Origin of the sequence: Streptomyces sp. GD-15H (assembly GCF_045291515.1) — a bacterium.
GTDB lineage: Bacteria > Actinomycetota > Actinomycetes > Streptomycetales > Streptomycetaceae > Streptomyces.
This window is the reverse complement of record NZ_CP149447.1, coordinates 1594615-1618751: the sequence shown is the minus strand read 5'-3', so window position 1 is coordinate 1618751 and position 24137 is coordinate 1594615. Positions and strand designations below refer to the sequence as shown.

At 71.0% G+C, this 24137-nt stretch carries 18 protein-coding genes and 2 pseudogenes; 12 read left to right on the top strand and 8 right to left on the bottom strand.

What is annotated here, in order from left to right:
• Window positions 1–260: 260 nt before the first annotated feature.
• Window positions 261–866 carry a class I SAM-dependent methyltransferase gene (locus tag WJ438_RS07890; RefSeq protein WP_406724571.1) on the bottom strand — a complete coding sequence of 202 codons (606 nt, stop codon included), beginning with the start codon at window positions 864–866 and terminating at the stop codon, window positions 261–263.
• Between the two features lie 1131 nt (window positions 867–1997).
• Here WJ438_RS07890 and WJ438_RS07885 point away from each other — a divergent pair.
• Window positions 1998–3383, top strand: a complete 1386-nt coding sequence (locus WJ438_RS07885; RefSeq protein ID WP_406724570.1) for a DEAD/DEAH box helicase — start codon at window positions 1998–2000, stop codon at window positions 3381–3383.
• Between the two features lie 142 nt (window positions 3384–3525).
• On the opposite strand, the pseudogene WJ438_RS07880 reads toward WJ438_RS07885, so the two are convergent.
• A pseudogene (locus WJ438_RS07880) lies at window positions 3526–3870 on the bottom strand (hypothetical protein); the annotation flags it as partial.
• A gap of 152 nt (window positions 3871–4022) precedes the next feature.
• On the opposite strand from WJ438_RS07880, the gene ggt reads away from it, so the two are divergent.
• The gene (ggt, locus tag WJ438_RS07875; protein WP_406724569.1) at window positions 4023–5876 is read left to right on the top strand and encodes a gamma-glutamyltransferase; all 1854 of its coding nucleotides are present in this window, start codon (window positions 4023–4025) and stop codon (window positions 5874–5876) included.
• Between the two features lie 274 nt (window positions 5877–6150).
• On the opposite strand, the gene WJ438_RS07870 is transcribed toward ggt, so the two are convergent.
• Both WJ438_RS07870 and map read right to left on the bottom strand, forming a co-directional pair.
• Window positions 6151–8790, bottom strand: a complete 2640-nt coding sequence (locus tag WJ438_RS07870; RefSeq protein ID WP_406724568.1) for an ATP-dependent Clp protease ATP-binding subunit — start codon at window positions 8788–8790, stop codon at window positions 6151–6153.
• Between the two features lie 312 nt (window positions 8791–9102).
• Window positions 9103–9858: a type I methionyl aminopeptidase gene (map, locus tag WJ438_RS07865; protein WP_406724567.1), complete on the bottom strand. Its 756-nt coding sequence runs from the start codon at window positions 9856–9858 to the stop codon at window positions 9103–9105.
• 32 nt (window positions 9859–9890) lie between these two features.
• Here map and WJ438_RS07860 point away from each other — a divergent pair, with 32 nt between their 5' ends.
• The 7 genes and pseudogenes from WJ438_RS07860 (at window position 9891) to WJ438_RS07830 (ending at window position 17052) form a co-directional block, all read left to right on the top strand.
• On the top strand, window positions 9891–10178 hold the full coding sequence (locus WJ438_RS07860) for a helix-turn-helix domain-containing protein (protein ID WP_406724566.1): 288 nt from the start codon (window positions 9891–9893) through the stop codon (window positions 10176–10178).
• Between the two features lie 255 nt (window positions 10179–10433).
• The gene (locus WJ438_RS07855) at window positions 10434–11276 is read left to right on the top strand and encodes a nitrilase-related carbon-nitrogen hydrolase (protein WP_406724565.1); all 843 of its coding nucleotides are present in this window, start codon (window positions 10434–10436) and stop codon (window positions 11274–11276) included.
• Entirely contained in the window at window positions 11273–12559 is a 1287-nt protein-coding gene (locus WJ438_RS07850; RefSeq protein ID WP_406724564.1) for an aspartate aminotransferase family protein, read from the top strand. The genes WJ438_RS07855 and WJ438_RS07850 overlap by 4 nt, the downstream gene beginning before the upstream one ends.
• Before the next feature lie 224 nt (window positions 12560–12783).
• Window positions 12784–13257 (top strand): annotated as a pseudogene (locus tag WJ438_RS07845) (amidohydrolase family protein); the annotation flags it as partial.
• A 142-nt stretch (window positions 13258–13399) separates the two neighbouring features.
• Complete coding sequence (gene hydA, locus WJ438_RS07840; protein ID WP_359886734.1) at window positions 13400–14791, top strand: dihydropyrimidinase; 1392 nt, start codon at window positions 13400–13402, stop codon at window positions 14789–14791.
• 43 nt (window positions 14792–14834) lie between these two features.
• The gene (locus WJ438_RS07835) at window positions 14835–15848 is read left to right on the top strand and encodes a TIGR03842 family LLM class F420-dependent oxidoreductase (protein ID WP_406724563.1); all 1014 of its coding nucleotides are present in this window, start codon (window positions 14835–14837) and stop codon (window positions 15846–15848) included.
• Window positions 15849–16053: 205 nt separating this feature from the next.
• A complete protein-coding gene (locus WJ438_RS07830; RefSeq protein ID WP_406724562.1) occupies window positions 16054–17052 on the top strand; it encodes an IS110 family transposase in 999 nt (332 codons plus the stop codon).
• Between the two features lie 795 nt (window positions 17053–17847).
• On the opposite strand, the gene WJ438_RS07825 is transcribed toward WJ438_RS07830, so the two are convergent.
• Window positions 17848–18978: a hypothetical protein gene (locus WJ438_RS07825; protein ID WP_406724561.1), complete on the bottom strand. Its 1131-nt coding sequence runs from the start codon at window positions 18976–18978 to the stop codon at window positions 17848–17850.
• Between the two features lie 51 nt (window positions 18979–19029).
• Between WJ438_RS07825 and WJ438_RS07820 the strand changes: the two genes are divergently transcribed.
• Window positions 19030–19635, top strand: a complete 606-nt coding sequence (locus WJ438_RS07820) for a hypothetical protein (protein ID WP_406724560.1) — start codon at window positions 19030–19032, stop codon at window positions 19633–19635.
• Between the two features lie 41 nt (window positions 19636–19676).
• Here WJ438_RS07820 and WJ438_RS07815 read toward each other — a convergent pair whose 3' ends face one another.
• Together WJ438_RS07815 and WJ438_RS07810 are read right to left on the bottom strand one after the other, a co-directional pair.
• Entirely contained in the window at window positions 19677–20939 is a 1263-nt protein-coding gene (locus WJ438_RS07815; RefSeq protein ID WP_406724559.1) for a hypothetical protein, read from the bottom strand.
• Window positions 20936–21514, bottom strand: coding sequence for a hypothetical protein (locus tag WJ438_RS07810; protein WP_406724558.1), 579 nt, complete (start codon window positions 21512–21514; stop codon window positions 20936–20938). Before WJ438_RS07810 ends, WJ438_RS07815 begins: the two co-directional genes overlap by 4 nt.
• A gap of 180 nt (window positions 21515–21694) precedes the next feature.
• Between WJ438_RS07810 and WJ438_RS07805 the strand changes: the two genes are divergently transcribed.
• Window positions 21695–22399: a hypothetical protein gene (locus tag WJ438_RS07805; protein ID WP_406724557.1), complete on the top strand. Its 705-nt coding sequence runs from the start codon at window positions 21695–21697 to the stop codon at window positions 22397–22399.
• Between the two features lie 11 nt (window positions 22400–22410).
• On the opposite strand, the gene WJ438_RS07800 is transcribed toward WJ438_RS07805, so the two are convergent.
• The gene (locus WJ438_RS07800; RefSeq protein ID WP_406724556.1) at window positions 22411–22725 is read right to left on the bottom strand and encodes a calcium-binding protein; all 315 of its coding nucleotides are present in this window, start codon (window positions 22723–22725) and stop codon (window positions 22411–22413) included.
• A 385-nt stretch (window positions 22726–23110) separates the two neighbouring features.
• On the opposite strand from WJ438_RS07800, the gene WJ438_RS07795 reads away from it, so the two are divergent.
• Window positions 23111–24037 (top strand): IS30 family transposase, encoded by a 927-nt coding sequence (locus WJ438_RS07795; RefSeq protein ID WP_406724555.1) that lies wholly within the window; start codon window positions 23111–23113, stop codon window positions 24035–24037.
• The last annotated feature ends 100 nt before the right edge of the window (window positions 24038–24137 follow it).

Sequence of the window (24137 nt, the reverse complement as noted above, 5' to 3'; positions counted from 1 at the left end):
TGAGGTCTATGCGGTCAACTCGGTGGCTGCGGCTTCGGGGATCTCGTTGACGGCCGTTACATGGCTCAGCAGTGCGTGACATTGGGAAATGAGCTGGTCATGGGTCATGACGGTGATGCCGTGCATCCTGCCGTTGAGCCCGTGTAGAGCGTGCGGCTTCGTTTCGTCCCAGTCATGAAACCGCCCGATGATGACGGCGGCACGTGGGTGGTACGCGACGATGTCGGGGCGCGCGGGCCGCGGGCCGAACTCTCACGTCCTCAGCGGCGGTGGACGCTGACGGCATAGCCGCCGCCGTCGTAAGGGGCGGCGTCCCAGGTGGCGAAGCGGTCGACGAGGGTGAGGCCGGCCGCGGCGCAGCAGTCGTCGTACTCCGGCAGCGTGATGCCGGGCGGCACGGGCAGGTGGGCCTCGTCCAGGCCGAAGCCGGCGACCATCAGACCGCCCGGACGTAGGGCCGCGGCCAGGCGCTTGACCACCGGGGCCTCGGTGCCGGCGGCGAGCAGCGGGAAAACGTTCCCTGCGGCGACCACGAGATCGAAGTCCGCTGCGACGCCGAGCAGGTCCGGCTCGAACCCGGCCAGATCCACCTGGAACCAGGGCAGTTCCGGCGCCTGCTGCCGCGCCACCGCCAGCATCGACGCGTCGAGATCCACCCCGACACAGTCGTACCCGAGCTCCGCAAGCCGGATCATGACCCGTCCGGTACCGCACCCGGCGTCCAGCACCCGCGCTCCGGCAGGCACGAGAGCCGCGCAGAAGCGTGCCTCACCGTGCACCTCCTTCCCGCTACGGGCCAGGGCCGCGAACCGTGCGGCGTACTCCTCTCCGGACTTCTCCCCGGTCAACTCGCTCCAACGGCTCATGAGGCCCACTATAGGTCGACCGTGTGCCCCTCGAAGAAGTGACCGAGCCCGCGGCGCTGAAGGCCGGCGCAGAGAAGGGCGGGAAGGTCAGCAGCCGCCGGCGCGGCGACGTCATCAGCACAACCGGCACCCGGCAGGCGGCGGGTGACGGCGAACCTCTTACCTGTGATCTCTCGGCTTCATGCCGGCAGACCACCTGGGGATCTGTCGCCTCATGACAGTGAAATCCGATGCCCATGCCACCCCGGTGTCGGTGGCGGACCGTCACACGCCTCCACGGTGACCAGCGGAAAGATGGCCAGCAGCGGCCCACGGTGACTGCCGGCCACCGGCACTGACACGAAGCCGACACATCGCGCGTGGGGCGCAGACGCCTCGGTGAGCACCCCAGGCGCCGCTGACCGGCAAAGGGCTTGGGGGTTGATCGGCGCGCAGATGGCCGGGCAGCGCCGCCGCCCTCTCCCCCTCCTCACGACCCGGAACGACACCGAACTCGCCACCTGCACCGAAGCCGTTCGCCATAGCCTGGCCCACCGACCAGCACAAACACCGAGCCGTGATGCCGATCGGCACCACCATGACCTGGCGGTCCATCAAAAACGTCAGTGCTCTACCGGCAACCGGTGTCAGCGGCACAACACCGGCCGTCACCATCCCGCCCCGGGCCAACACCGCCCCGGGCCAACACCGCCCCGGGCCAACACCGCCCCGGGCCAACACCGCCCCGGGCCAACACCGCCCCGGATCACTGACACATCAACACCGAAGCAATAAGGGCAAACTGTCGCAGATCATCACTTCGGCGTCGGTGCGGCGGCAGTCGTAGCCGGGGAGGCTGGACGGCTCGGGCAGCTCAGGGCGGCGGCGACGTCCGAGCAAGTGAACCTGTGAGTGAAGGTGGAACTCGGGCTGGTGCCGAGCCAGGCCCGGTCATGCTTCTCCGACACGATTCACAAACCGAGGAGGGGACGACAAAACAAAGGGTGTGAACGCCGGCGAAGGCGGAGAAATCAGTGCCAGAGGTGCATTCCGGGCCGCTGGTAAGCTGTGCCCGCGCTTCATTACACCGGGGTCCGTACCGAACGGTACGGGCCCCGGTGCGCTCCGGGCGCCAGATCAGGAAGGTGCCTCATGAACGCGAAGCCGTCGGCCTCCGGACTCTCCAGGGGCGGCACGTCCCCGCGAGTGACAGCGTCGCCGGAGGTGACCCCGGCCGCGTCCTTCGACGCGTTCGGGCTGCCGCCGGAGCTGGTGGAGACGATGGGAGGGCTCGGGGTGACGGAACCGTTCCCCATCCAGGCGGCGACGCTGCCCGACGCGCTGGCCGGCCGTGACATCCTCGGACGGGCACGGACGGGGTCCGGCAAGACGCTGGCCTTCGGGCTCGCTCTGCTCGTCCGGACGGCGGGCCGGCGGGCAGAGGCGAAGCGGCCGCTCGCGCTGGTCCTGGTGCCGACCCGGGAGCTCGCCCAGCAGGTGAGCGACGCCCTGGTGCCGTACGCGCGGACGCTGAACGTACGGCTGGCGACGGTGGTCGGCGGGCTGTCGATCAACCGGCAGGTGGCGGAGCTGCGGAGCGGTGCCGATGTGGTCGTCGCGACGCCGGGGCGGCTGGCCGACCTCGTGTCGCGCCGGGACTGCCATCTGAACCACGTTCGGATCACGGTGTTGGACGAGGCGGACCAGATGTGCGACTTGGGGTTTCTGCCACAGGTCTCGGACATTCTGGAACAGGTCCCCTCCGACGGGCAGCGGCTTCTGTTCTCGGCCACGCTCGACCGTCACGTCGAGCAACTGGTGCGGAGTCATCTGAACGAACCGGTCCACGCGTCGGTCGACCCCGGGGCGGGCTCGGTGAGCACGATGGACCATCACGTCCTGACCGTTCATCCCGCCGACAAGTACGCCACGGCGACCGAGATCGCCGCTCGGGACGGCCGGGTGCTGATGTTCCTGGACACCAAGGCGGGCGTCGACCAGTTCACACGTCATCTGCGGGCCAGCGGTGTGCGGGCCGTTGCCCTGCACAGCGGCAAGTCGCAGCCGCAGCGCACGCACACGCTCGCCCGGTTCGCGGACGGTGACATCACCGTGCTGGTGGCCACCAACGTCGCGGCGCGGGGCATTCACATCGACGCGCTCGACCTCGTCGTCAACGTCGATCCGCCGGCCGACCCCAAGGACTACCTGCACCGCGGCGGGCGCACGGCGCGGGCCGGACAGTCCGGGACCGTGGTCACCCTGGTCACTCCCGCCCAGCGGCGCGAGGTGAACCGGATGATGTCCGACGCCGGTGTCCGGCCGACCGTCACCCCGGTGCGCTCCGGCGAGGCGACGCTGACCGCCCTCACCGGTGCGAAACGCCCGCCGGCTGGGACGAAGGCCAACAGCGGCAACATGCCCTTCCGCGGCCTCGGCAGCCGTCCGGGCCGTCCCGTCAAGGAGTCCCGCAAGGCCGCCGAGGCCCGCAAGGCGGCGGAGGCCCGGGCGGCGGCCCGGGTGCGCAGGGGCCACTGACCCCGGACGGACCCCACCCAGCTTGACTCTGTCGGGATCTTGGTTGCGCCGTGAGGCGCAACCAAGATCCCGACAGAGTCAAGCTGAGATCCGGTGAGCCTCAAGCCGTTGACCATTGCATCCATTGTGGGTGCCGCGGAGAAACGCGACCGTTCGACCCGGGACTCCCCACGCAGAACTCCGTGCGCTCGCCGAAACCCTGGTGGGGCGCGTCCTGCGTGACCACCTGGACATGCGCACCGCATTCCTTGATCAACGCCGAGAGTCCGAGCAGCGAGAAGACGTCGAAACGATGCACGGCCGGTTCCGCCGTGGCAGGATCGCGGTTGACGACGAGGAGCGACTCGGAGTTGTCCGGCAGTCCGAAGAAGGCCTGCTTGCGCCTGAGTCCGCGCTTCCACAGGTAGGTACGGGCGATCCAGCCCAGCGCGGCGAAGAGGCCGGAGGCGACCACACCCAGAACAATGTTGCGTACGTCGTCACTCATGGGCGCGCATGTCAGCGGGCTCGAGCAAACCCGTGTTCGAGGCGTCCGGGGAAAGGGCGTCCGGGAGGCCGCGGCGGCACGCCCCGCGAGGTTCCTGACGCGGGCATGGTGATGGATTAGGCCGCGCGAACGGCCCTTCAACGGAGGTGCGCATGCGTCATCGTGTCAGACGGAAGCTGACGGTTCTGGCGGTCGCCGCCTTCGTGGTCTCGTCGGGAGCGGCAGCGCCGCCCTCGGCCGCCACACCGCAGGGCGGCGGGCCGCAGGACGGCGGGCCGCAGGGAGGCGGACCCGGCTGGCCCCCTGCCAAGACCCCCGTGGCCGTCGGCTACGGCGGAGCGGTCTCCAGCGTCGACGCCGACGCCTCCGCCGCCGGGATCGAGATCCTCAGGAAAGGCGGCAACGCCGTCGACGCGGCCGTCGCCACCGCCGCCGCACTGGGCGTCACCGAGCCCTATTCGGCCGGGATCGGCGGAGGCGGCTACTTCGTCCTCTACGACGCCGGGTCCCGCGCCGTGCGGACCATCGACGGACGCGAGACCGCCCCGCTGACCGCCGACTCCGGCCTCTTCCTGGAGAACGGCACGCCTCTCCCCTTCGCCGAGGCCGTCACCAGTGGCCTCGCCGTCGGCACCCCGGGCACCCCGGCCACCTGGCAGCGGGCGCTGGACACGTGGGGCACCACGTCCCTGCGTACCGTCCTGAAGCCCGCCGAGCGGCTCGCCCGCGACGGCTTCACCGTCGACAGCACCTTCCGCGACCAGACCGCCGCCAACGAGGCCCGCTTCCGTCACTTCCCCGACACCGCCGAACTGTTCCTGCCCGGCGGGCGGCTCCCGGTCGTCGGCACCACCTTCAAGAACCCCGACCTCGCCCGCACCTACGCGGAGCTGAGCAGAAAGGGCGTCGACGCGCTGTACCGGGGCGGCATCGGCCGGGACATCGTGAACACGGTCAACAAGCCGCCCGTGGACCCGGCCTCCGGCTGGAACGCCCGCCCCGGCGAGCTGTCCACCCGGGACCTCGCGGCGTACCGCGCCAAGTTCCAGCCGCCCACGAAGACGTCGTACCGCGGTCTGGACGTCTACTCCATCGCGCCCTCCTCCTCCGGCGGCACCACAGTCGGCGAGGCCCTCAACATCCTGGAGCGGACCGACCTCTCCCGGGCCGACGACACCCGCTACCTGCACCGCCTCATCGAAGCGAGCCGCATCGCGTTCGCGGACCGGGGGCGCTGGCTCGGCGACCCCGCCTTCGAGGACGTACCGACGGCGGAACTGCTCTCCCAGCGGTACGCCGACTCCCGCGAGTGCCTCATCGAGGACGACGCGGTCCTCACCAGCCCGCTCGCCCCCGGCGACCCGCGCGATCCCGCGCCCTGCGCGGAGGGAGGCACCTCGGCCCCGACGACGTACGAGGGTGAGAGCACCACGCACCTCACCACCGCCAACCGGTGGGGCAACGTCGTCGCCTACACCCTCACCATCGAGCAGACCGGCGGCAGCGGCATCACCGTGCCCGGCCGCGGCTTCCTGCTCAACAACGAGCTGACCGACTTCTCCTTCGCCCCGGCGAACCCGGCCGTACACGACCCGAACCTGCCGGGCCCCGGCAAGCGGCCCCGGTCGTCGATCGCCCCGACGATTGTGCTCGACCGGCACGACCGGCCGGTCGTGGCGCTCGGTTCGCCCGGTGGTCCGACCATCATCACCACCGTGCTGCAGACCCTCACCGGGTTCCTCGACCGAGGTCTGCCACTGGTCGACGCGATCGCCGCGCCGCGCGCCAGCCAACGCAACACGGCCCGCACGGACCTCGAACCCGGCCTGTACGACAGTGCGTTGAGGCAGAAACTGGAGGCGATCGGGCACTCGTTCCAGGAGAACCCGGAGATCGGCGCGACCACCGGTGTGCAGCGGATGCCGGACGGCCGATGGCTCGCCGCGGCGGAGAAGACCCGCCGGGGCGGCGGTTCCGCGATGGTCGTGCGCCCGGAGCACCGGTGACCCGGTGAGACAGGTGGGCGGGCGGGGAACGGCGCCTTCCGGCGCGGTGAGCGGGTGTCGGAGAGGCGCCCGGCCCACCCGCTCACCGTCCGGGAGCCGGCGCCTTCCCGGGCCCGTGGCCGGTCCCGGGCCTCAGCGTCTGAACCACCGGCCTCCGGATCCGAGCCCGCCCTGCCTCGGCACCGGTCCCGTCGGCCGCGGCACCGGTACCGGTACCGGACCCGCTCTCGTCCACTGGACCCGCCCCCGCCCGGAACGTGAGGTTCCTGTCCGCTCACCGTCCGGAAGCCGGCGCCTCCCCGGGCCGGTGGCGGGCCTCAGCGTCCGGGCCCGCCCCTGCCTCGGCTCCGGTCCTGCCGGGCTCGGCCTCGGTGCCGGCTCCGCCCCTCGCCCCGGTCCGGAACGTGAGGTTCCCGTCCGCCGCGTCCACCGTCACCCGGTCGCCGCCCTGGACACTGCCGTCCAGCAGCAGCCGGGACAACTGGTTGTCGACCTCGCGCTGGATGGTGCGGCGCAGCGGCCGCGCCCCGTACTCGGGCTGGTGGCCGCGCCGCGCCAGCCAGTCCACGGCCGCGTCGGTGAACTCGACCGTGACGCCCTGACCCCGCAGGCCGCGTCGCGTCCCCTCCAGCAGCAGATCGGTGATCTGCCGCAGCTCCCCGGCGCTGAGTTGGCGGAACACCACCACCTCGTCGATCCGGTTGAGGAACTCGGGCCGGAAGTGCTCCCGCAGCGGCCGCAGGATCTGCTCGCGCCGCGCCTCCTCGTCCGCCTCCGCGCCGCCCGTCGCGAAGCCCAGCGTCGCACCGCGCCGGGTGATCGCCTCGGAACCGAGGTTGCTGGTCATCACGACGACGGTGTTGCTGAAGTCCACCGTCCTGCCCTGGGCGTCGGTCAGCCGGCCGTCGTCGAGGACCTGGAGCAGGATGTTGAAGACATCCGGGTGCGCCTTCTCCACCTCGTCGAGGAGCAGCAGCGAGTACGGATGCCTGCGCACCACCTCGGTCAGCTGCCCCGCCTCCTCATGGCCGACGTACCCGGGCGGGGCGCCGACCAGCCGGCTGACCGTGTGCCGCTCCTGGTACTCGCTCATGTCGAGGCGGACCATCCGGTCGTCGCTGCCGAACAGGGCCTCGGCCAGCGCTCGGGCCAGCTCCGTCTTGCCGACGCCGGTCGGCCCGAGGAACAGGAAGCTGCCGATCGGCCGGTCGGGGCTGGCGAGCCCGGCCCGGGAGCGCAGCACCGCGTCCGCGACCACCCGCACCGCCTCGTCCTGGCCGACGACGCGCTGGTGCAGGTGCTCCTCGAGGCCCAGCAGCCGGTCCTTCTCCTCCTCGGTGAGCCGGCTGACCGGGACGCCGGTCTGCCGGGACACCACCTCGGCGATCGCCTCGGCGTCCACCATCAGACTCTGTCCCTCGTCGACCCGGCCCTCACCGCCGGCCTCGGCGATGCGCTCCTTCAGTTCGCCGATGCGGTCGCGCAACTGCGTCGCCTGCTCGTACTTCTCGTCGGCGACCGCCTGGTCCTTGTCGCAGATCAGCTGCTCCAGCTCCTGCTCCATGGCGCGTACGTCCGTGCCCTTGGTCCGGGCCCGCAGCCGAACCCGGGCGCCGGCCTGGTCGATCAGGTCGATCGCCTTGTCCGGCAGGCGACGTTCGCTGAGGTAGCGGTCGGACAGCTCCACGGCCGCCACCAGCGCCTCGTCGGTGTAGCGGACCTGGTGGTGGGCCTCGTACCGGTCGCGCAGTCCGCGCAGGATCGCGACCGTGTCCACGGGCGTGGGTTCCGGCACCATGATCGGCTGGAAGCGGCGAGCCAGCGCCGCGTCCTTCTCGATCCGGCGGTACTCCTCCATCGTGGTCGCGCCCACGATGTGCAGCTCGCCGCGGGCCAGCGCCGGCTTGAGGATGTTGCCGGCGTCCATCGAACCGCCCTCGCCGCCGCCTCCGGCGCCCACGACGGTGTGCAGCTCGTCGATGAAGACGATCAGCCGGTCGGAGTGGGCGCGGATCTCGTCGACGATGGTGTTCATCCGCTCCTCGAAGTCGCCCCGGTAGCGGGTACCGGCGACCACGCCCGTCAGGTCCAGTGAGACCACCCGCCGGGTCATGAGCGCGTCGGGCACGTCCCCGTCGGAGATCCGCTGCGCCAGCCCCTCCACCACGGCGGTCTTGCCGACGCCCGCGTCACCGATCAGCACCGGATTGTTCTTGCCGCGCCGGGAGAGCACCTCGACGGTCTGCTCGATCTCCTCCTCCCGCCCGATCACCGGGTCGATACGGCCCTCGCGGGCCAGCTCGGTCAGGTCACGGCTGTACTTGTCCAGCGTCGGTGTGCCCGTCGCGGGGCGGGGGCGTTCGGTGCGCGGCTGCGCGGAGTCCGGCGCGTCGGGCGGCAGCGGCATCCCGGCGGAGGCGAACCGGGCCGAGTGCAGGATGTGCCCGGCGGCCGAGTCGGGGTTGGCGGCCAGGGCGCTGAGGACATGCTCCGGGCCGATGTCGCCGGCTCCGGTCGACCGCGCCATGTCGTGGGCTTTCAGCAGGGCCCGTTTGACGGCGGGGGTCAGCGAGAGTGACGTCGGCGGAGGGGCGTCGTCCGGCCCGTGCTGGACGGGCCCGGACCGTTTGTCGATCTCCGCCGCCAGCGAGTCGGGGTCCGCACCCGCCCGGCTGAGCAGGCCGCGGGTCGGCTCGGTGGCGAGCGCGGCGCGCAGCAGGTGCTGGGTGTCCAGGTCCCGGCTGCCGTGCTCGGCGGCGTACTGCGCGGCGCCGCGCACCAGCTCCCTGGCCGGCTGGCTCAGCAGCCGGCCGATGTCGATCTGCCGGGGGCGCGGCCCGCCGAAGAAGCGTGCGAGGAATTCTCCGAAGGGGTCCGAGCCGTAGCCCTGCGGACCCGTGAACCCGCTGCTCATGGACATCCGTTCCGGCGCCCCGCGGGGTCCCCCTGGGCCGGGCGGAACCGGGGACCCGAAGGAGGCCCGGGGCGCGCTCACTGCTCGACGTACGGTCCGGACGCGGGTGCCCGACCGTCTCCCGGTTACACTCGTGCGTGTCCCCGCGGTGCGTGCGGTGCCCGCACGGTGTGGGTCTGGCGTGTGCGGTGCCTGCGGCGCGCTCGTAGAACACCCTCGCACGATCGCTCCGGCGCAGCACCTCGGAAGCGGGCCGGCGTAGCCCGTCGGCGGGACGTTCGGTGGGTCCGCGGGTCCGTGCTCAGTGGGCCGTCAGGACGCGGGGCCGGCGGCGGTGATCGCGACCGTGTGTTCGGCGTGGGCGGCGCGCGAGCCGTCTTCGGTGCACAGGGTCCAGCCGTCGGGCGCGGTGCGGAAGCCGTCGGTGCCGCCACCGATGAGCATGGGCTCGATCGCCAGGACCATGCCGTGCCGCAGCGGCATGCCCCGGCCCGGCCGGCCCTCGTTGGGGACGGGCGGGTCCTCGTGCATACGGCGGCCGATGCCGTGCCCACCGAAGCCGTCTAAGACGCCGTAGCCCGCCGCGCGGCACACCGTGCCGATCGCGTGCGCGATGTCCCCGATGCGGTTGCCGACGACGGCGGCCTCGATGCCCGCCGTCAGGGCCCGCTCGGCGGTCTCGATCAGCCTCATGTCGCCCGCACGCCGGGTGCCCACGAGGAAACTGATCGCCGAATCGCCGACCCAGCCGCCCAGTTCGGCACCGAAGTCCACCGACACCAGGTCGCCGTCGCGCAGCCGGTAGCCGTTTGGGACGCCGTGCACGATCGCGTCGTTGACCGACGCACAGATGACGGCGGGGAACGGGGTCGGGGCGAAGGAGGGCCGGTAGCCCAGGAAGGGCGAGCTCGCACCCGCCTCGCGCAGCACGTCCCGAGCCACCTCGTCCAGCTCCAGCAGGGACACATCCACCCCGGCGGCCTTCCGCACGGCCTTCAGGGCGGTCGCGACGACCTGGCCCGCCTCATACATCGCGTCGATCGACATGTCGGTCTTCAACTCCACCATGCCAATTACTATACCGGTATTAGAATGGCGGCATGGTACGCACCCCTCTCACCCCCGAAGAGCGCGAACGCGGCGAGCGGCTCGGCCGGCTGCTGCGTGAGGCGCGCGGCGACCGGAGCATGACGCGGATCGCGGCGAGCGCGGGCATCTCCCCGGAGACCCTCCGGAAGATCGAGACCGGCCGGGCCCCCACCCCGGCGTTCTTCACGGTGGCCGCCCTCGCCCGCGTGCTCGACCTGTCGATGGACGAGCTGGTGAGCCGCTGCGCCCCGGTCGTACCGCCCGTGGTGCCACCCGTCGTGCCGTCGGTCGCTGCCTGAGCCGGGGGCTGGGCCAGGGCCGGGGGCTGGGCCTGAGTCCGGGCCCGAGCCGGAGTCCCATACGCGGGCCGTCCGCCTGCCCGCCCGTCGCGCGACGGGCTCAGGGCGGGACTCACCCACCGGAGTGCGAATCGTGATCGACCCCGCGGGTTGACGGCGATGGTCTTGGCAAGGCCGCCCGAGAGGCATACGTTCGTCCCTCTACGCCCTCTCTACGAGCGTAGAGGCGCTGACGTCGCGTCGAAGGAGTAGCTCATGGCACACGTCGTACGTGCCGCCCTGGTCCAGGCCACCTGGACCGGCGACACGGAGTCCATGTTGGCGAAACACGAGGAGTACGCCCGCGAGGCGGCCCGGCGGGGTGCGAAGATCATCGGGTTCCAGGAGGTCTTCAACTCCCCCTACTTCTGTCAGGTCCAGGACGCCGAGCACTACCGCTGGGCCGAACCCGTGCCCGACGGGCCGACCGTCCGCCGGATGCGGGAGCTGGCCCGCGAGACCGGCATGGTGATCGTCGTGCCGGTGTTCGAGGTCGAGCAGTCGGGGTTCTACTACAACACCGCGGCCGTGATCGACGCCGACGGCACCGTCCTCGGAAAGTACCGCAAGCATCACATCCCCCAGGTCAAGGGGTTCTGGGAGAAGTTCTACTTCAAGCCCGGCAACCTCGGCTGGCCCGTCTTCGACACCGCCGTCGGCAAGGTCGGCGTCTACATCTGCTACGACCGCCACTTCCCGGAAGGCTGGCGGCAACTCGGTCTGAACGGCGCCCAGTTGGTCTACAACCCGTCAGCCACGCACCGTGGCCTCTCGTCCTACCTCTGGCAGCTGGAACAGCCGGCCGCGGCCGTCGCCAACGAGTACTTCGTCGCCGCGATCAACCGGGTGGGCCAGGAGGAGTACGGGGACAACGACTTCTACGGAACCTCGTACTTCGTCGACCCCCGTGGACAGTTCGTCGGCGACGTCGCCAGCGACAGCAAGGAGGAACTCGTGGTCCGGGACCTCGACTTCGACCTCATCGAAGACGTGCGGCAGCAGTGGGCGTTCTACCGCGACCGCCGCCCCGACGCCTACGAGGGGCTGGTGCGGCCGTGACCGACGACCTGCTGGGCCGGCACCGCTCCGTGCTCCCCGACTGGCTCGCCCTCTACTACGAGGAGCCCATCGAGATCACCCACGGCGAGGGCCGCCACGTCTGGGACTCCGCGGGCAACCGGTACCTCGACTTCTTCGGCGGCATCCTCACCACCATGACCGCCCACGCCCTGCCCGAGGTGACGAAGGCGGTCGCCGAGCAGGCCGGGCGGATCATCCACTCCTCCACCCTCTACCTCGACCGGCAGATGGTGGAACTCGCCGAACGCATCGCCCAATTGAGCGGCATCCCGGACGCCCGCGTCTTCTTCACCACGTCCGGCACCGAGGCCAACGACACCGCCCTGCTGCTCGCCACCACCTACCGGCGCGGCAACTCGATCCTGGCGATGCGCAACAGCTACCACGGCCGCTCCTTCAGCGCGGTCGGCATCACCGGCAACCGTGGCTGGTCCCCGACCTCCCTGTCCCCGCTGCAGACCCTGTACGTGCACGGCGGCGTGCGCACCCGAGGCCCGTACGCCTCGCTCGGTGACGACGACTTCATCGCGGCCTGCGTCGACGACCTCAAGGACCTGCTCGGCCACACCCGCCCGCCCGCGGCGCTGATCGCCGAACCGATCCAGGGCGTCGGCGGCTTCACCTCACCGCCCGACGGGCTGTACGCGGCGTTCCGCGAGGTGCTGAACGCACACGGCATCCTGTGGATCTCCGACGAGGTGCAGACCGGGTGGGGTCGCACCGGCGACCACTTCTGGGGCTGGCAGGCCCACGGACGCAACGGCCCGCCCGACATCGTGACCTTCGCCAAGGGCATCGGCAACGGCATGTCCATCGGCGGTGTCGTTGCCCGCGCCGAGATCATGAACTGTCTGGACGCCAACAGCATTTCGACGTTCGGCGGCACCCAGGTCACCATGGCGGCCGGCCTGGCCAACCTCACCTACCTGCTGGAGCACGACCTCCAGGGCAACGCCCGGCGGGTCGGCGGCATGCTCATCGAACGCCTGCGGGCCGCCGCCGCCCAGGTGCCCGCGGTACGGGAGGTGCGCGGGCGCGGGCTGATGATCGGCGTCGAGCTGACGAAACCGGGCACCGACGAGGCCGACCCGCAGGCCGCCTCCGCCGTACTGGAGGCCGCCCGCCGGGGCGGACTGCTCATCGGCAAGGGCGGCGGCCACAACACCAGCGCCCTGCGTATCGCCCCGCCGCTGTCCCTCAACGTGGCGGAGGCCGAGGAGGGAGCCGCGATCCTCGAGCACGCGCTGCGGAGCGCACTGTAGCGGCCCGAAGGGCTGGGCCCGGTCGGTCTCCCGAACCGCGCCCAGCCCTTCGAAGGTGACCAAAGCCGAAAAAGGGACCGCCGCATGATCACCGCCCCGCGCCGTGACCAGTGCGATCGGCCGTGCCCCCCGTGCCCGGCGAAGCCGTCGAAGGGCGCGGGGAACCGCGCGACAGCCACCGACGACCCGCAACTCTCCACCACAACCCAGCGGAGGGTCAACGCATGAGCCGCACCGTCATCCGTGGTGGCCTCGTCATCACCGCCTCCGACGAGATCCACGCCGACATCCTGATCGAGGACGGCCGCATCGCCGCCCTCGCCGCCTCCGGCACCCCGGCCGCCGCCGCGTTCACCGACGGCCGGGTCGTCGACGCCACCGGCAAGTACGTCATCCCGGGCGGCGTCGACGCCCACACCCACATGGAGCTGCCGTTCGGCGGCACCTTCGCCTCCGACACCTTCGAGACCGGCACCAGGGCCGCCGCCTGGGGCGGCACCACCACCGTCGTCGACTTCGCGGTGCAGAGCGTCGGCCGTTCCCTGCGCGAGGGGCTGGACGCCTGGCACGCCAAGGCCGAGGGCAACTGCGCCATCGACTACGGCTTCCACATGATCGTCTCCGATGTGACCCCGCAGACCCTCAAGGAGATGGACCACCTGGTCGAGGAGGGCGTCACCTCCTTCAAGGGTTTCATTCGGCCGCGTGACCAGGGGTTTTCTAGCGGAGTAGGCCGTGTGCCGTGCGAGATGGCGGCGTGAGGGGGCGGGTGGGCCGGGGCGTGGTCCCGGCCTGTGTCAGGGGTGGCGTGGTCGGCGGGTATGAAGGGATGGCTGGGAAATGACTCGGACTCTGATTACCGGTGGTCTGGTGATCACGGCCGCGGACGAGGTGCACGCGGATGTGCTGATCGAACATGGCCGGGTGGTGGCGTTGGCGGCGCCGGGGACGCAGGAGTGGACGGCTGACCGTGTTATCGACGCGTCGCAGAAGTACGTGATCCCGGGCGGGGTCGACGCGCACACGCATATGGAGCTGCCGTTCGGTGGGACGTTCGCTTCGGACACGTTCGAGACGGGGACGCGGGCGGCGGCGTGGGGCGGGACGACGACGATCGTTGATTTCGCGGTGCAGTCAAAGGGCCATTCGCTGCAGGCCGGCCTGAATGCCTGGCTGGAGAAGGCGGACGGGAAGTGCGCGATCGACTACGCGTTCCACATGATCATGTCGGACGTGAACGAGGCGACGCTCAAGGAGATGCCGAAGCTCATCGAGCATGGCATTTCCTCGTTCAAATTGTTTATGGCCTATCCGGGGGTCTTTTATTCGGATGACGGCCAGATCCTGCGGGCGATGCAGGTGGCCGGTGACACGGCCGGTCTGATCATGATGCACGCGGAGAACGGCATCGCGATCGACGTCCTGGTGGAGCAGGCCCTGGCCCGCGGCGAGACCGATCCGCGCCATCACGGGGAGGTCCGCAAGACGCTCCTTGAGGCGGAGGCCACCCACCGGGCGATCCAGCTCGCCCGGGTGGCCGGCGCGCCGCTCTACGTCGTCCACGTCTCGGCCCAGGAGGCGGTGGCGGAGCTGGCGGCGGCGAGGGACATGGGGCTGCCGGTGTTCGGCGAGACCTGCCCGCAGTACCTGTTCCTGTCGACGGACAATCTGGCGGAGCCGGACTTCGAGGGCGCCAAGTACGTGTGCTCGACGCCGCTGAGGCCGAAGGAGCATCAGGCGGCGCTGTGGCGGGGTCTGCGGACGAACGACCTCCAGGTGGTGTCGACGGATCACTGCCCGTTCTGCTTCGTGGGCCAGAAGGAGCTGGGCCGGGGCGACTTCTCGAAGATCCCCAATGGCCTGCCTGGCGTCGAGAACCGTATGGACCTGCTGCACCAGGCTGTCGTCGAAGGGCACATCTCACGCCGCCGCTGGATCGAGATCGCCTGCGCGACCCCGGCCCGGATGTTCGGCCTCTACCCGCAGAAGGGCACGATCGCGCCGGGCGCCGACGCCGACGTGGTGATCTACGACCCGCACGTCACCCAGACGCTCTCGGCCGAGACTCACCACATGAACGTCGACTATTCGGCGTACGAGGGGAAGACGGTGACCGGCCAGGTCGAGACCGTGCTCTCGCGGGGTGAGGTCGTCATCGACCAGCGCAAGTACGTCGGTCACGCCGGCCACGGCACGTTCGTCCCGCGCTCCACCTGCCAGTACCTGGGCTGACCCCCAGGACCTCCCCGCACCGATTTGAACTGGAGGTCCCGCGTTGGACTTCGGACTCGTCCTGCAGACCGACCCGCCGGCGTCGCAGGTCGTCGGGCTGATGCGCCGGGCGGAGCGCAACGGCTTCCGCTACGGCTGGACCTTCGACTCGGCCGTGCTGTGGCAGGAGCCCTTCGTCATCTACAGCCGGATCCTGGAACACACCACGAAGCTGCACGTGGGTCCGATGGTGACGAACCCCGGCACCCGCACCTGGGAGGTCACCGCCTCCACCTTCGCCACCCTCAACGAGATGTACGGCAACCGGACCGTCTGCGGCATCGGCCGCGGCGACTCCGCGATGCGGGTCGCCGGCCGCAGGCCCAACACCCTGGCCCGGCTCGGCGAGGCCATCGAGGTCATCCGCGACCTCGCCGAGGGCCGGGAGGCGCTGGTCGACGGCAACCCGGTCCGCATCCCGTGGATCCAGAACGGCAGGCTGCCGGTCTGGATGGCCGCGTACGGCCCGAAGGCGCTGGCGCTCGCCGGCCAGAAGGCCGACGGCTTCATCCTCCAGCTCGCCGACCCCTTCCTCACCGAATGGATGGTCAAGGCGGTACGGAAGGCGGCCCAGGACGCCGGCCGGGACCCCGACGCCCTCACGATCTGCGTCGCCGCGCCCGCATATGTCACGGCCGACGACTCGCCCGATGCCCTGGCGCACGCCCGGGACCAGTGCCGGTGGTTCGGCGGCATGGTCGGCAACCACGTCGCCGACCTCGTCGCCAAGTACGGCGAGCACTCCGCCATGGTCCCCGACGAGCTCACCACGTACATCAAGGACCGCCACGGCTACGACTACAGCCACCACGGCCGCGCCGACAACCCGTCCACCGACTTCGTCCCCGACAAGATCGTCGACCGCTTCTGCCTCCTCGGCCCCACCGGGGCCCACATCGACAAGCTCCGGCACCTCAAGGACCTGGGCGTCGACCAGTTTGCCGTCTACGACATGCACGACAACCGCGAAGCCACCATCGACGCCTACGGCACCGACATCATCCCCGCCCTTCGCTGACGAGGTTGTTCGGTCCAGGCACCGATGCAGCTGAACGGCGGCCATCTACCTGTTCCCGATGACGCACCATGTGGAGTGCGTCGCCATCCTCGGACCGGCCGCAAAGGGTTTCTGACCTGACCCTATGAGGGCCGGGCCCCCTTCCCTGCTCAGCCCGGCGGTACCTACCGTCCGGATATGTACGAACTCGGGAAGGAGGCCCTCAATGTCTGTCTACGTCGGTATCGACGTACACCGCAAGCGGTCACAGATCGCCGTGGTGGATCGCGAGGGTGCGGTGCAGGCCAACCGGAATGTGCCGAACGGGGTCAAGACGGTGCTGTCGGTGATCGGGGATCTGCCGATCGGGGCGCCGGTCGCGTTCGAGGCCGCCTACGGGTGGGGCTGGCTGGTGGAGCTGCTGGAGGACTACGGTTTCGAGCCGCACCTGGTCCACCCGCTGCGGTGCAAGGCGATCGCCTCCGCCCGGCTGAAGAACGACAAGGTCGACGCGGCGACCCTCGCGCAGCTGCTGCGTGCGGATCTGCTGCCGGAGGCGTGGATCGCCCCGCTCCAGGTGCGGCAGCAGCGGGCCCTGGTGCGGCACCGCTGCCAGCTGGTGCGGCTGCGTACCCGGCTGCGCAACCGCGTCCACGCTGTTCTGGCGGACCACGGCTGCGACCGGCCCGGCAACTGCTTCACCGCCCCCGGCCGGGCCTGGCTGGGCGGCCTGGAGCTGCCGGACGCCTCACGTCGCGTGATCGACGATCTGCTGGGCCTGATGGATGCCCTCAAAGAGCCGATCGACGCCCTCGACCGGCAGCTGCTCGCCACCGCACGGGGCGATCCCCAGGTCAAGGCGCTCACCCAGCTGCCGGGGGTCGGCACGCTCACCGCCTTGATGATCGTGGCCGAGGTCGGGGACATCACCCGCTTCCCCTCCGCGCGCAAGCTCGCCGCCTGGGCCGGACTGACCCCCACCGTCCGCGGATCCGATCTGACCGTGCGGCACGGCCACATCTCCAAACAGGGCTCCAACTGGCTTCGGTGGATCTTGTGCGAGGCCGCGCAGACCGCGAAGCGGTCGCCGGAATTCGCCGCCTCCTACCAGCGCCTCGCCCACCGCCGCGGCAAGAAGATCGCCACAACGGCGGTGGCTCGCCGGCTGCTCACGCGCGCCTACCACCTGCTGCGCGCCGTGCAGGCGCAACAGGGGGCGCGATGACAGCAGCCGATGACAACCGCCAGGGGCGGTCGCAGACCCCGGGTGCGCTCGCAAACATGCATGAGACGGCCTCACGGCCGCGCTCGATGACCTGACTGAGCAGTCCGGATCCCCGAACCATGGTCATGGCGCCGGCCTGTGCGGCCAGACGCCGAATGGGTGCTTGTGAGACCACTCCGCCGACCAGCACGAACTCCGGGGATGCCAACGACCGTATCCGCGAATATCCGTGACGCTTCCTCGGCCTCCATTCTGGGTCACCGCTCGTCGGCCTCCAGCTCGTTCGTCCTCGCCCCGCTCGTTCCTCGCGGGGCTCCGGGCGCTCCAACTGGACCCCTCCCACGCGGCGGCCCCACGGACACACCGCGAGGAAGCTCCGCAAGGAAAACGCCCCGGCATCCCACCGAAAGCCGCGGGCGAGGACCGTCTACGCCTCTTGACAGGCCCGGCCCTCATGAGTGCGGATTTGTGCGTGCGCATGATGCGCGGTGTGGGCGTTACGGGCGATGTCTTGACGCTGAAATGACGCTCGTGACGCTCATTTGACGCTCTTTCTGATGGGGTGTCAGGTGGCTTTGGGTTGCAGAGTGAGGGGCTCGGGTGAGGGGGAGAAGCGCCTGAACGATCTGCTGCGAACCACGCGGCAACTGTCTCGGAAAGAGACAGCGAGGAGTCACGATGCGGTGACCGTGGAGACCGGCGCTCCATGGGACCGTGCGCGTTCCGGCGCTCACGCTGTCTCCCCGAGGTGGGGAGGGCGCAGTTCGGCCCGATCGGTGCCAGGGAGGAGAGGTCCTATCGGAGGCCGTGGCGGTCGAGGCGGTGGATGAGGCCGGGGCGGCGTTGATTGTCCTCGCGAAGGCGGGTCAGCCGCTGGTGGAAGTCCGTGTCCTGCCCGGTGTGGGAGGAGGCGTCGCGCAGTTCCGCGAGGAGGGTGACGGCCTGGTCGTAGGCGCTGGTCTTCTTGGTGGCGATGTGCGCCTCGATCTTCTGCCAGGCCGATTCGGCCTCGCTCGCGAGGGCGGTCAGGCGCTGGGCGCGGGCGGTGGTCCGTTCGTGTTCGGCGCGCTTCTGGCGTTCGGCGCGCCGTGTGTGGGCGGCGTCCAGGAGTTGGGCGGCGGAGCGGCGCCCGGGGACCGTGGTGGGTGCGTCGGCGCCGTGCAGGCGGTGCAGGAGTTCGGTGCGCAGCCCGGGTTCCGGGCCGAGGGCGAGCCGCAGCAGCAGAGCGTCCTTCTCCTTCTGGGGCATTGCGGCGATCAGCGGGGCGAGTTCCTTCTTCGTGGGCCTGGCCGGTTTCTTGGGCGCGGCGGGACTGGCCTGGGCCGCGACTGTCAGCAGGTCGTTGTCCACGCGCAGGAAGTCTGCGAGCGCGCTCTGCGGGGCGGTCAGTTCGCCGAGCCCGGCCGGGACGGGCGGCTCCGGGCAGGTCTGGTACTCCTCTTCGTCGTCGTCCTCGAGTTCCCAGGCGGCGAGCGCGGAGAGCCAGGCGAGGTAGAGGGGGCGCAGGTCGCCGGTGGCGAGTTCGTCGCGGACGCCGATGAGGGCGGCCAGGGAGTCGTCGGCGCCCTCGACCCAGTCGCCGCCTTCGTCGTCGCTGGTGAGGTCGAGCAGGAGGTGGGTGCGGGTGGTCCAGGCGTCGACGTGGTGGTCGAGGCAGTACGGCTTCACCGTGGGCAGAGCCAGGGTCTGCCTGGGCAGGCGGAGCATCAGACGGTGGGTGCCCCAGTTGGTGACGTACAGGTGCGCGTCGAAGTAGCGCTCGACCATACGGCGCGGATTCCCGCTCAGGTCACCCCAGTGGTAGGTGTTGGTGAAGCTGGTCGCGGTGATCCGGGCCCGGGTGGAGATGGCCCGCAGCTGTTCCTGTTCCTCGCGGCTGAGCGGCCGGTCGAGGGCCTGGAACTCGTAGTACTGGTACTCGCTCACATGGCGGACCCTACCGCCGCCGCGGGTGGGTGCGGGCGGGGAACGGCAGCGGTGCTGCAGCCGGCCGCCGCGGACAGGCTGCGGTGCAGCGACAAGACGAAGCGCCCCTCCGCGGCCACGATCCGAGCGCTGGGCGAGATCCTCACCGGCGGTGGCTTCTACGGAGGCGAGGCGGTCAGGGCCTTCGCCTGGCCGCTGGCGCTTACCGGGCCGGGTCCGGCACCCGCTGTCGGGGCGCAGAGCCCGGTCAGGGTCCTGCCGAACTTCGACGTCGTGGAACTCGACGGCCTGGCCCCGGCCGAGGCGCTGCTGCTCGACGCGTTCGCGACCCGGTCCGCCGACCATGTCTGGACGCTGTCCACCGCCTTCCTGTCGAAGGCCCTCCACGCAGGCCGCGGCCTGGAGGAACTGCGTCGCTTCCTGACCGAGGGCAGCCCAGGAGAGGAACTGCCGCAGACCGTCACGGCTTTGCCGGCCGACGCCACCTCCCGCACCGAAAAGGTACGGGATCTGGGCACGTGCCACCTGCTGGAGTGCGTGGACGAGGCACAGGCCGTGATGATCGCGAAGGACCGCAGGGCGGGCGCGCTGTGCTCCCGGCGAGGCACCTCATGGTGGCTCCCGACGATCTCCCGGCCTTCCGCACCGCGCTGCTGAAACTCGGCTGCGTCCTGCCCGCCCGCCCCTGAGCGGAAGGTTCACGCCCAGGGCGCGGTCCGCGGGGCGTGGGCACGTGCTCGGAGCGCGGTGAGGGCGGCGGCTCGGCCGGTGGGGGTGAGGGAGAGGGTGGAGCGGCGGCGGTCGCGGTACGCCAGGAAGCCCAGGGCCTCGCCGGGACGCAGCCACTGCCACAGGAAGTGGCGGGTGTCGTCGGGCCGTGGGGCGCTGCCGTCGGCGAGGGTGAACGCCTCGGCGGCCAGGGTGTGCACGGCGGCGGTGAGGTCGTCGAGCGTGAGCTCCCCGTCGAGCAGGGCTGCGGCGGCGGCTTCGGCGAGCTCGGCTCGGACGCCGTCGCCGAACCAGGCGTGGGCCGCGGTGGCCTGCAACAGGGCCGGGTCGGCGAGGTGCTGCCGGCCACGGGCGGTCAGGGCGAGCTTGCGGTGCCGCTTGGCGAGCAGCCGCGCCGCACGGGCGAGTTCGTGCAGTTCGGCGAGGCGGACGACGTCGTACTCGGTGCGCGGCACCATGCCGGGCAGATACCAGTCGTAGCGTTCGGCGGCCTCGATGACCAGGGCGCGCGGCAGGTCGCCGGCCTGGGTCAGCGTCACTCCGTCGCCGACCGACTCCAGCAGCCAGCGCAGGGGTTCGGCCGTGTCGGCGGGTGCCTCGGGCGCCACGCTCAGCAGGTCCGTTACGGTGCCGCGCAGTCGACGGCGGGCGGCGGGCGGGGCCTCGGCCCAGGTGCGGCGGCGCTCGCCGTGGACGGCGTCCAGCGGGGTACGGCCGTCGTGCGCGGGGTGCGGGGTGGTGAGCCAGCGCTCCAGATGTTTGATGCGGGCGGCGGCGTACCCCCGGGCGCCGGGCACCAGGGCGCCGTCGTCCAGCGCCCGCTCCAGCAGCCGCGAGGCGTTGCTGCGGGCGACAGCCTCGTCGATGCCCATCACCGGCCCCCAGGTGAGCAGGGCGGTGTCCGGCGGGGTCACTGGGGAAGCGTCCACCGCCCGCCGGTAGGCGGCCCGCCCCTGATCGGGCGAGTGCTGCCACGCGTCGAGGATCTCGCGGGTGACCTCCGACGTGCAGACGGCCGCGGTCCGGGGCCTGCCGGCGTCCTGGAGGAGTTCGGCCAGGGCGGTGAGGATGTGCGGGTATTCGGCGGGCTCGGCCATCCACTTGACGGGCAGCTCGTACCAGCAGAACCGCTCCACATCCTCCTGGGCAAGCGAGCCGGCCGGGCCGCCGTCCGGCAGCAGCCAGCCCAGCAGCCGGTCCCGCACCTCGCTCGTGTCGTCGGCGCGCGTCATACGTGTCCTTCCCTACCGAGTTCCCGGTCGAGTTCGATGGTCCGGCGCCGTACCCGGTCCCGGTGGAACCCCGGCCGGTCCGCCGCCCGGAGAACGGCACGGGCGGTCGCGGCGTCACCCTGCTGCAGGGCGTAGGAGACCAGGGCCTCCAGCGGCTGCCAGTCCTCCGAGCCCAGCACAGTCGCGGTGGCGGTGAGCCGGTCCACCGCCCCGGCCGCGACCTGGGCGTAGGCGCGAAGGCCCAGAATCTCACGGGCGCGGAAGTCCCAGCGGGCAGAGACGTACTCGCTGTGCAGCGCGCAGGCCGGAGTCTCCACCAGGTCCAGGCCGGCCCGATCCTCCAGCGCCTGCTTCCACACCTTGGCACGGGCCCGGGCGACGACCTTCGGAGCATGCGCAGCGCCTCCAGCCAGCTCGGCCGCACCGAGCCCGTCCGCCGCAAGACGCTCCCCTAGCTCCAGCAGATGACTCCACAACGGCTCCAGATCCACCCCGCGCACCACCCCGCCCGACCGCTCCCGCGTCAGCCGCGCATCGAAGTCGTCCCAGTGTCGCCGCCGCAGTCCACCACGCACGCCACGGCGAACCACACGTCCCAGTACGACCACTCGCCAGCGGTGCCGGATGAGGCCACGGCTCCGGGCCGAACGTCGGCAGCCTGCGTCGGGGAGAGGACTTGTCCGCCGTGCTCACCAGCGCATTGTCGCACCGAAGACGATGGCGCTCGCAGCACGCCTCGGCATAGCCTCACGGACATGACCGAGGCATGGACCGACCACGAGTTGAAGGCGCTCCGCGCCGCCTGCCACACCGCGGACGGCCCCTCCCTGCTTGCCCTGCTGCATACGCATGACCCCGCCGGCGTGCTGCAGCAGTGCGGAGACGCACTCACCGCAGCCGTCTTTCGGGGTGTGCCCGGTGGCCGGGAGACGGCGATCGCGTGCACGTCCACCCTGCGTGAACGGGGCTGGCCCGGCGACGAGGTCCTCGCCGAACAACTCGACACGGTGGGCGGCGGTGCCGTCTTGGTGCTGAGGCCGCTGCCGGTCGATCTGGAGGAACTCTCCGGTCTGCTCGAAGGCGACCCGGCCTGGGGCGGTGGCCGCATCGACCTGGACACCGGCGAGTGTCGGCCCGCCCTCGTGGACACCGAGGAGTCAGGGGACGAGGACGAACCGGCAGGCACCGAGCGGTGGCTCCCTGTTCCGTGCGCCGGATCACGCGATGCCTACCGGGACATGGAGGACTTCATCTCCACCCTCGACGACCGGGACCTCGCCCGGTTCCTCGGCATCGCGATCCAGGGCCCGGGAGCCTTCCGCCGTTTCAAGGACATGCTGGCCACCTCACCGGCACAGCTGCGGCGGTACTGGTTGTTCGCCGCGGAACGGCAGTACGGCCGGGCTCGAGCCTGGCTCGCCGATCAGGGTTACCGGCCCGCGCCACCAGGCGGTCGTTGATCCGGGCGCGCTTACGGTCCCCAGTGCCGGTACGCCTCGATCCACTCGGCCCCCTCGGGCGCCGGGTCCGGCAACGGAAGGTCGAGAATGCCGATCGCCTGCCGGTGCCTGCCTCGCGTACAGACCGCCACGATCTGACTGCCGGGCAGCAGGTCCACCTTCTTCACGGTGACCTCGACCCCGAGAACGACTGTCTTGAACGGGACGGCCAGATGCTCGGAGAGCATCGTGTAGAGGCCCGTGAGCTGCTCCTCGTCGTCGTAGGCGTCCACGGTGGCCTGCTCGACCAGCTCATCGAGTTCCGCGTCACTCAGCTTCCCGGCCACAGGGAACACGGTACCGGCGGGGCCCGCAGTTCCCCTCTCCCGGTCAATCGCCGGCCGCTCCGTCCTGGGCCACGATGGTCGTTCCCCCGCCCCGGCGTGCTGCCTGGTAGTGCGTACCGACTTCCCGGCACCCGTCACGGGTTGGCGCGGAGAGGGCCGCCGACTGTACGGGGCGATCAGGCGCAGACTCCCCGTTCGCGACGCCTACCGATGACCGCCGGGGCTCATGGCCTTGACAGGGGACCAGCCATGTTCTGGGTGCCCCCGTAGGACTCGAACCTGCGGCCAAGCGCTTAGAAGGCGCCCTTGATCCCGACCGGTCGAAGCAACTGATCTTGGTCTCGTAGGCTCGGGAGGCCCGATTTCCGACCGGAGAGCACCACCCGTGAGCACGGCCTCCTCCCGTACCCCGCTGTCCCTGCTCGACCGGGAGGAGATCTCCCGGGGCCTGGCCGAGGGACTGGAACAGAAGGAGATCGCCGAGCGAATCGGCCGCAGTCCCTCGGTGGTCAGCCGGGAGATCCGCCGCCACGGCGGCCGGGAGCGATACCGTGCCGCGCACGCCAACTCCCATGCGGCCATGGCGCGTCGGCGCCCCAAGGTACGCAAGCTGGACCGGCTTCCCGGGCTGCGCCGCGAGGTCCTGGCCCGGCTGGGCCGCGGCCACTCGCCCGACCAGATCGCCGGCCGTTTGCGCCGCGAACACGGTCACCGAGACCCTGACAGGGTGATCTCCCACGAGGCCGTCTACACCTGGATCTACGCCCTTCCCACCGGCGAGCTGGCCCGGCACGGCGTCCGGCTGCGCTCCGGCCGCACCACACGCCGCCCGCGCGGCCGCGCCGGCACCCCCGGCGCCCGCATCGTCGGCATGCGCTCCATCGACGAGCGCCCCGCCGAGGCCGCCGGCCGGGCCGTGCCCGGCCACTGGGAGGGCGACCTGATCATCGGCCGGAACGGCCAGACCGCGCTGGGCACCCTGGTCGAGCGCACCAGCCGCTTCTTCCTGCCCGTCCCGCTGCCCGCCGGCAAGAACGCGGGCGCGGTCTGCGACGCCCTCATCGAGACGGTCACCGGCGTGTCCGAGATCCTGCGCAAGTCCCTCACCTGGGACCGGGGAAGTGAGATGGCCCAGCACCAACGCCTGTCCTTGGCAACCGACTTGGATGTCTACTTCGCCCACCCGCACTCCCCGTGGGAACGCGGCACCAACGAGAACACCAACCGGCTGCTGCGCGAGTACTTCCCCAAGAGCACCGACATCGCCGGTGACCCCGCCTACCTGAACCTCGATCCACCGCGTGATCTCTGATTGCGCGGTGTGATTGGTTTCGGGGTGGATTGTCGGTTCCGGGCAGGGCGGGTTTCCGGATGGCCGTTCCGGGGGCGGGTTCTCCGAGGTCTTCCAGATC